General features: G+C 62.8%; 1 pseudogene. It reads left to right on the top strand.

The window, feature by feature from the left end:
• Positions 1 to 562, top strand: a pseudogene (locus CFR80_RS18800) (portal protein); the annotation flags it as partial.

The following is a 562-nucleotide window of genomic DNA, read 5'->3' on the forward strand; positions in this document are numbered from 1 at the left end:
GGGGCGCGGTCTAAAATACAGTTCAGACCCGAAGCTGGTCATCAAGGCCGGTCAGGCTGATCCGGCAGGCGCGGAAGGCGATGGCGGCACTACTGGCGGCGCGGCTTCGGCCCTCATCCTACCCATGGATGGCGATGCCAAAATGCTGGAAATCAACGGCGATGCATCCGGTGCAATGCTGGCGCAATACAAGGAACTGCGCGCCATCGTCATGGAGCAGATCCACGGCAACCGGGCCAGCGCGGACAAGATCAGCGCTGCACAGTCTGGCCGGGCCATGGAAATGATGTGCCAGAGCCTCGTGTGGCTGGCCGACCGTCTGCGCCTGTCCTACGGCGAATACGGTCTGTTGGCGCTGTATCGCATGATCTGCCGTTTTTCGTCCGTCGTGGCGGGCGGCCTGAACATTGGTGGGCAGGATTACACCAACCTGTCCGATGCCGGTCTGGCACTGCAATGGCCACCCTACTTCCCCAGCACGGACCCCGAACTGCTGCAACTGGCGCAGGGGCTGGCAACGGCTGTGGCGTCGGGCTTCATGTCCAACGAAACCGCCTGCAGC

It is taken from the genome of Komagataeibacter oboediens, assembly GCF_003207815.1.
Lineage (GTDB): Bacteria > Pseudomonadota > Alphaproteobacteria > Acetobacterales > Acetobacteraceae > Komagataeibacter > Komagataeibacter oboediens.